The sequence below is a fragment of the Intestinibacter sp. genome, from assembly GCF_022780145.1.
GTDB lineage: Bacteria > Bacillota > Clostridia > Peptostreptococcales > Peptostreptococcaceae > Intestinibacter.
The window spans coordinates 1-5,737 of record NZ_JALEXO010000303.1; the positions used below are offsets into that span (position 1 = coordinate 1).

Annotated in this window: 9 protein-coding genes; 8 read left to right on the top strand and 1 reads right to left on the bottom strand. The window is 28.8% G+C overall.

The window, feature by feature from the left end:
- The 4 genes from MR593_RS11375 to MR593_RS13665 form a co-directional block, all read left to right on the top strand.
- On the top strand, positions 1–189 hold a 189-nt coding region (locus tag MR593_RS11375; protein WP_290692952.1), incomplete at its 5' end, for a hypothetical protein.
- A 176-nt stretch (positions 190–365) separates the two neighbouring features.
- Positions 366–731: a tyrosine-type recombinase/integrase gene (locus MR593_RS13660; protein ID WP_442908407.1), complete on the top strand. Its 366-nt coding sequence runs from the start codon at positions 366–368 to the stop codon at positions 729–731.
- Positions 732–851: 120 nt separating this feature from the next.
- Positions 852–974 carry a hypothetical protein gene (locus MR593_RS11380; protein WP_290692953.1) on the top strand — a complete coding sequence of 41 codons (123 nt, stop codon included), beginning with the start codon at positions 852–854 and terminating at the stop codon, positions 972–974.
- Positions 975–1,012: 38 nt separating this feature from the next.
- The gene (locus MR593_RS13665; RefSeq protein ID WP_442908408.1) at positions 1,013–1,078 is read left to right on the top strand and encodes an SEC-C metal-binding domain-containing protein; all 66 of its coding nucleotides are present in this window, start codon (positions 1,013–1,015) and stop codon (positions 1,076–1,078) included.
- A 57-nt stretch (positions 1,079–1,135) separates the two neighbouring features.
- On the opposite strand, the gene MR593_RS11385 is transcribed toward MR593_RS13665, so the two are convergent.
- Positions 1,136–1,735, bottom strand: a complete 600-nt coding sequence (locus tag MR593_RS11385) for a DUF1638 domain-containing protein (RefSeq protein ID WP_290692955.1) — start codon at positions 1,733–1,735, stop codon at positions 1,136–1,138.
- 148 nt (positions 1,736–1,883) lie between these two features.
- On the opposite strand from MR593_RS11385, the gene yabG reads away from it, so the two are divergent.
- The 4 genes from yabG to ispE all read left to right on the top strand — a co-directional run.
- Positions 1,884–2,747, top strand: coding sequence for a sporulation peptidase YabG (gene yabG / locus MR593_RS11390; RefSeq protein ID WP_290692957.1), 864 nt, complete (start codon positions 1,884–1,886; stop codon positions 2,745–2,747).
- A gap of 215 nt (positions 2,748–2,962) precedes the next feature.
- Positions 2,963–3,232 (top strand): Veg family protein, encoded by a 270-nt coding sequence (locus MR593_RS11395; RefSeq protein WP_290692959.1) that lies wholly within the window; start codon positions 2,963–2,965, stop codon positions 3,230–3,232.
- A gap of 82 nt (positions 3,233–3,314) precedes the next feature.
- Positions 3,315–4,865, top strand: a complete 1,551-nt coding sequence (locus MR593_RS11400; protein ID WP_290692961.1) for a DUF3794 and LysM peptidoglycan-binding domain-containing protein — start codon at positions 3,315–3,317, stop codon at positions 4,863–4,865.
- Positions 4,866–4,975: 110 nt separating this feature from the next.
- The coding region (gene ispE / locus MR593_RS11405; RefSeq protein ID WP_290692963.1) for a 4-(cytidine 5'-diphospho)-2-C-methyl-D-erythritol kinase at positions 4,976–5,737 on the top strand (762 nt) is incomplete at its 3' end.

The window sequence follows — 5,737 nt, forward strand, 5'->3', positions numbered from 1 at the left end:
GCAATGACAAGACAATATTTTTATCTAACTCAATTAAATGTGAGTTGTAAAAATAGATATAAAAGACTTATAAATATATGTTTTCCAGAATTTGAAGAAATATTTAAAGGCAGCAGAATATATGAAGAAACAGCATTAAACATAATGTATATGACAAACCGAAAGATGATAAAGGTAGGTGGTTTATAGGAACTACTAAAACAGAATCAGGAACTAGAAAAATTCATTTAAGTCAAACATTAAAAATAGCATTACAGAATTATAAAAAGAAACAAGACTATTATAAAAAATTATTTGGAAGAAGATATATAAAGTATCGTGTTGAAGATGTTGTTAATTCGTATGGAAAAGTAATAGAACATAGAATAGTAAGAGAAGAATTAAGTAATAAAGAATCTGAAAACATAGATTTAATTTTTACAAAAGAAAATGGATTATATCTTGGAACAGATATTACAAGAACACCATTTAAAATTATTCATAATGAATTAGGTATTAAAAAGTGTAGATTTTATGATTTAAGAGGTAGTTATGCAACAAAGATTTTAAATAGTGGTGTTGAAATTAGAGATGTAGCCGATTTACTTGGACATAGAAATATAGAAACTACTGAAAACTTCTATATATCAAGTACAGAGGATTCAAGAAAATATGCTTCAGAAGTATTTGATAATATATCAAAATCAGAAACAATAGATAAAATAATTAAATATAAAATTGATATTGAATAATAACTATTATTCCTCTCTCTTTAATTGACTATAAATATTAAATATTATATAATATAAAAGAATTACAAAGGTGCGAATATTATAATCGCAGATTTGTATATTACTATATTATATAGTAGAATGATTGCAGTGAACGGATGTGGTCAATGTCCACATTTTGTCCACGTTGGAGAAATACTTATAGTACAAATAATACAAATAATACAAATAATACAGATGATACCTAATACCGGAATACAATAAATACAAATAATACAGATAATACTATAAGTACAGATAATATAGGAACTTCAAGTTCATGTGGAAGCGGTAAAAAATACAAAAAATGCTGTGGAAAAAACAAATAAATTTGTTGATAAAAGGAGTTGCATTAAATTGTGCAGCTCCTTTGTTTTGGTAAAACCTTATTGTACAGCTTCTTTGATTGTATCTATCATTAGATTTTCGAAAATACTTATATCTACATCCTCAACCTCTACAGGAACTTGAATTTTTTCGTATAATTCAAATATCATATCGTCTGTGATTTCAATTACACCTGTGTTTCCGATGATGGCATTTTCGTACATGCCAAATTGATTTATTACATCGTAATTATCTACAGCATGGCTGAATTCATTTAACTGATCAAATTTTTCGACCCATCCTGATGTTAAGTATATATCTTTTCCTTCGACATAAGATTCAACAACTCTATCACCGATAATAGCTTCTAAGCAGTTTGACGGCTTGATAGTAACTATATTATTGTATTTTTTCAAAAACTCGAAAAATCTATAGTGACATTTAGAGCCGTAAAGAACTATTACCTTGTCGTATTCTACAGTCATTTTGTCCAATGCACCTGTAACATCTGCTTCTAATTTATCTAAATCAGTATGTAATCCGAAATGAAGATAAGTAACTTCAATATCGACATCGAATAAATTTTTATTTTTTATATCTTCTAAAACTTTTTCTAACTCAGGCTCAAATACTGAGCATGCTAAAATTCCTATTCTCATAATTATCTAGTCCTCCTATTTAGTTTAATTAAAACCATATATAAATTATATAATATTCTAATTTTAAATTGATACTTTTTGATGACTTTTGGAACAAAAATAATTAAACAACATAATATAAACTAAATCGAGTAATAGGGGGATTACCATGAAGGTTGGAGATATTGTAGCTAGAAAGTCATATGACAAAGACATTGTTTTTAAAATCACTGATATCATAACTGATGATAATGGAGACAAAGTGGCTATATTAAAAGGGGTTGCTTTTAGAATTATAGCTGATGCGTATTTGAGTGATTTAGAATTATTGAAGCCTCCAGATATAAGAGAGGTTTTAATGGACAAAAATGTTGAAAATATTTTATATAGATCTCTTAAAAAAGCAAAGGAAAGAGAGAAAAAAAATATGCGCGGAATCCAAAAGTTAGCTCAATCAACAGCTAATGTCTACGGTATTCCAGGCAAAGTTCTTCAAATAGATGGAGATAAAGAATATTTGAAAATATGCTTAGATGTATATTCACAGCTGGGGATACCAGCGGTGGGAGTTGCAATCCCAGAAGCAAATCAATATAAAGAGGTTAAAAATTTATTGGAAAAACACAATCCCGATATATTAGTAATAACAGGTCATGATGCTATGCACGTGAAAAATGGGGATGTAAAAAATATAAACAATTACAGAAATTCATATAATTTTTTTAAGGCTGTAAAGGAAGCTAGAAAATGGCAGCCTAATTTAGATACCTTAGTTATATTCGCTGGAGCTTGTCAGTCTAATTATGAGGCTCTGATGAAGGCTGGAGCGAATTATGCTAGCTCACCAGGTAGAATTATGATACATGCACTAGACCCTGTATTTATAGTTGAAAAAATAGCTTGTTCTAGGATTGATATAGTTGTTCCTATAGAAGAAATATTGGAGCAGACAATTACAGGAATAAAGGGAATTGGTGGTTTTGAGACAAGAGGTAAATTTAGATGGGCTATGCCAAGACCTTATTTATTGTAGAAATATATAGAAGTCAAAATTTAATTAACATTTTGAAAATTAAATCAAAACCATACACTTTGATAAAAATACGGTAAATTTAAAATAATACTGTATTCTTAAAAAATACTATTGACAATAGAGTAAAAAATATATAAAATTATTAGTTTATACGTTTGACAAATTTCCTTTTTTATGATATTATGTAAACATATAAAAATAAAGAAGGTGATGTTGTGGCTACTGTTCAAACTTTGGATAAGATTAGAGTAACTTTAAAGAAACACTTAGGAAAGACTATAGTATTAAAGGCCAACAAAGGTAGAAAACAGGTTGTTACAAAAGTTGGAGTATTAGAAAATGTATATCCAAGTGTTTTTGTAGTAAAATTAGGTGGAACATCAGATGGAAATCAAAGAGTGTCTTATAGCTACTCTGATTTATTGACAGCAAATGTAAAATTACAAATTTGCAAAACTACAGATGATACATTAAATGCAAGTTAAAATTATACCTATTAAATAGGTGTAATTTTTTTTTGTCCTGATAAATATAATTTAATAGTTAAATTATATGGGAGGGATAGCTGTGGAGTTAATTAAGGATATTATTAAAATAGACAATAGGATGGACTTCGGGAAATTTCAAACCTTTATAGAAGCTGAAAATGTTGTTCCAGATAGAAAATCGGATGTGTACGATATTGTCGACACTATGGGATACATAGTAATTAGAAAGGTTGAAATGCTAGAAGGTAAAATAACCTGTAGAGGAAGCTTTAATTATAATGTTATTTATGTTGCGGATGACAAGAGTACAATATCAAATATAAGCGGCAAGATCGAGATAAATGAAGTTATAGAGAAGGATAATGTTGTTCCTGATATGGAATATATGCTTTTTCCTGAGGTAGAGCATATGGATTGCACTATAATGAACGAAAGAAAGATAAAGGTAGGCGCTCTAATCAATATAAGAGGGAGCTTATTTGAAAAGCAGAGATTAGACATAGTGAAGGATGTTTCTCAGGTTGAAGGTATACAGAAGCATAGAAAGGAAATTTCATTTCAAGATATAGTTGGAATTGAAAAATCAGAAAATGTAGTCAGAGATACGATTACAGTTAATGTCGAGGAAATAGAAGATATTATAAATATAACACCTAGCTTAAGGGTTAAAGAAAGCCGAATAACAGATAATAAAGTTATAATAGGCGGTGTATTAGAAATAAATCCTCTAGCTTGCACTTATGATTCAGAAATTGTAGAGCTAGATAAAGTTGGCATTGATTTTACACAGTTTATAGAAGTGCCTGGAGTATTTGATGGAATGAATGAAGAGATACTTATGAATATAGGTGATTTCAATTATGAGTTTAAACGAAATCCAGATAATAATACAGGGCTTTTAGAAGTAGAATGCACAGTTTTTTCAAAGGTCAAGGTCAGCGAAGAGGTGACTAGAGAAGTACTTCAGGATGCTTATTCTCCTCAGAAAATAATCAAATTTGAACATAGACTTATAAATTTAAATAAAACCTTATTATCGTCAAATGATAGCTTTTTAGTAAGAGAAAATTTAAGCTATGATAATGATGATGTTCAAATAAAGGATATTGTAAATATTTGCTGTAATGCATCTATAGAAAATACTTATATAGAGGGTTCTAATTGTGTAATACAGGGCATAATAAAGGCAGATATACTTTTTATCCCTGTTGAAGGCTTGAAGATGATTTATAAAATAAATGAAGAGATCCCTTTTGAACATGAATTAGAAGTAAATAAATTATCAGATACATGTTCAGTATTTAATACAATTTGTATCGAAAAGGTAGATGCTGATTTAAATAGAAATCAAATTGAATTAAATGTAAAAATAGGCAGATTCATAGAGGTAATCGATAAAAAAGCGGAGAGTTTCATAATAAAAGGAGAAGACAAAGGAGAATATGATCTATCGAAGGCTCCAAGTATAATTATATATATTTGCAAAGAAAACGATAATTTATGGGATATAGCTAAAAAATACAATACGACAGAAGAAGAAATAGCTCAAACAAATGAGATTGATGTAAATGAAAATTTAGTTCCAGGTAAATGTCTAATTTTAGAAAAGAAAGTTACACAAAATGAATAAAGAAAAAAATAATAGGGGATAACGTCCCCTATTATTTTGTTTTGTAGTATAATTATAATTAGTAATGCATTATACGATATACAAAGAAAAACATTGAGGAGGCTAAAATGATGGATTCGATAAAATTAAAAAGCAGAGCTAAAATAAATTTATCTATAGACGTATTAGGAAAAAGACAGGATGGATATCATTTAGTCGAAATGATAATGCAGACAATTGATTTATATGATTTAATTGAAGTTAAAGAAAGACAAGACAATAAAGTAATAATTAAAAGCAATAGTGATGAGATTCCATTAGATTTTAACAACCTAGTGTATAAAGCAGTTGACTTAATGAAGAAGACTTTTAATATGGACAAGGGTTTAGATATTTATATACAAAAAAATATACCAGTGGCAGCAGGAATGGCCGGAGGAAGTTCAAATGCAGCGGCGATATTAGTGGGTCTAAATAAGCTTTGGAATTTGGATTTGACAGAGAGCTATTTAAAGGAAATAGGACTAGAATTAGGAGCTGATATTCCATTTTGTATAAGTGGAGGAACTGCTTTAGCTGAAGGCATAGGAGAAAAACTTACTTCAATTGATGGATTAAGTAAAGATGTTAGTATTTTAGTTTGCAAGCCAGACTTATTTGTATCTACAAAGGAAGTTTATGAATGTATAGATTCAAAAGAAATAAACAAAAGACCAGATAACCAATTTCTTATTGAATGCTTAAAAAATAATCAAACTAAAGAATTAGCCGAAAATATGTTTAATGTTCTTGAAGAAGTTACTGTGAATAAATATCCAGTAATTCAACGAATTAAAGATACAATGATAAATAACAAGGCATTAGGAGCTATGATGAGTGGTAGTGGGCCTACC

Coding starts and splice junctions, on each gene's coding strand:
- MR593_RS11385 (WP_290692955.1), bottom strand. CDS start 1,735: ATGAGAATAGGAATTTTAGCATGCTCAGTATTTGAGCCTGAGTTAGAA.
- MR593_RS11380 (WP_290692953.1), top strand. CDS start 852: ATGATTGCAGTGAACGGATGTGGTCAATGTCCACATTTTGTCCACGTT.
- yabG (WP_290692957.1), top strand. CDS start 1,884: ATGAAGGTTGGAGATATTGTAGCTAGAAAGTCATATGACAAAGACATT.